The 1306-nt window shown below is 57.0% G+C and carries 2 protein-coding genes; both read right to left on the reverse strand.

The features are described 5' to 3' along the window. Positions 1-41: 41 nt before the first annotated feature. Positions 42-839: an IS3 family transposase gene (locus RAC79_RS25570; RefSeq protein WP_112967616.1), complete on the reverse strand. Its 798-nt coding sequence runs from the start codon at positions 837-839 to the stop codon at positions 42-44. Further along, positions 836-1198: a transposase gene (locus tag RAC79_RS25575; protein ID WP_112967617.1), complete on the reverse strand. Its 363-nt coding sequence runs from the start codon at positions 1196-1198 to the stop codon at positions 836-838. The genes RAC79_RS25570 and RAC79_RS25575 overlap by 4 nt, the downstream gene beginning before the upstream one ends. Positions 1199-1306: the final 108 nt, after the last annotated feature.

The raw sequence follows: 1306 nt of genomic DNA on the forward strand, positions 1-1306 counted from the left end.
TGGAGTGAACCCTTCGGGCTGGACCAGCGAGGCGCTTCAAACTAAGCCGCCTGCTGGGCGAGTTGGGTTTCAAATTCTGCTGGCGACATGTAGCCAAGGGCCGAGTGTAGCCGCTTGGCATTGTAGATCTCCTCAATGAACCTGGGCAAGCGTTCGGCCACATCCGCGAAGGTCTCGTAGCCGGCGATGTAGACATCCTCGACTTTCAGGGTTTTCATGAAGCTCTCTGCCTGAGCATTGTGATAAGGGTTGCCGACGGCGCTCATGGACCCCTGCAGACCGGCAGCATCAAGCGCTCGTCGATAGGTCTCACTCGCGTATTGGCATCCGCGGTCCGTGTGGTGGATGCAGCCGGGTGGAGGCTTTCTGTTCTCAAGCGCCGAATGCAACGCTGCCAATGCCAGCGGCGTATCCAGGCGTTTTGACAGACCATAACCGACGACTTTCCGGCTGCAAGCGTCCAGAATAACTGCAAGATAGCAGAAGCCGACGGCTATGCGGATGTATGTGAAGTCAGCCACCCAGACCATGTCAGGCCGCGACGGGATCACATTGCGATAAAGGTTCGGGTAGATCGGTGAATCGTGGTTGCTATCCGTCGTGCGAACATACCGCTTGCGAGGCTTGATCCCGAGGCCGTTGACCCGCATGACGCGGGCGACACGCTTGTGGTTGACCAAGTGGCCTCTTCGCTGAAGCTCGTGCGTTACGCGTCGGTATCCGTAGCAGGGCAGTTCGTCCTGGATGTCTTCGATGATTGCAACGAGTTCCGCATCCCCAAGGTTCAACGCTTTCGCAGTTGATCGATAATAATAGCTGCTTCTCGGAAGATCGATCATTTTGCACCCCCGTCTGATAGAACAGGCCGGGGACCGGTGATGATGGAGTAGTTCCCGCTGTCGCCGGCGATCGGCTGGCGCGGAGTTTTTTTAACCAGGTCCAGCTCCATGGTAAGCTGGCCGACCTTGCGTTCAAGCGCCGCAATGTGTGCCTCGTACTCGGCAATAACACTAGCCTCTGCTTCCTCGTCGTTCAGTTCACCACGATCGAACTGCGTGAGCCACAACTGGATGAGGTTAGCCGAAACGCTATAGGTGCGCTGTGCGTCGCGCCGTCCAATGACGCCGTTCCGGATATCCTGGCAAAGCTGCAATTTGAACGGCGTCGAATGCCGGCGATATAGACCTCGGGACTTCATGAGCCTTCTCCGATTGAGGCCCGCAGAGTGTATCAGTTTTTCCGTGTCCCGTGGTCCAGCCCGAAGGGTTCACTCCAATGCCGGGTCACTTCTCAGTGCAAATCAACA

Source organism: Agrobacterium sp. LR_9 (assembly GCF_041954855.1).
GTDB lineage: Bacteria > Pseudomonadota > Alphaproteobacteria > Rhizobiales > Rhizobiaceae > Agrobacterium > Agrobacterium leguminum.

Excerpts from the sequence above, each read along its gene's own strand:
- RAC79_RS25570 (WP_112967616.1), bottom strand. The coding sequence starts at position 839 with ATGATCGATCTTCCGAGAAGCAGCTATTATTATCGATCAACTGCGAAA.
- RAC79_RS25575 (WP_112967617.1), bottom strand. The coding sequence starts at position 1,198 with ATGAAGTCCCGAGGTCTATATCGCCGGCATTCGACGCCGTTCAAATTG.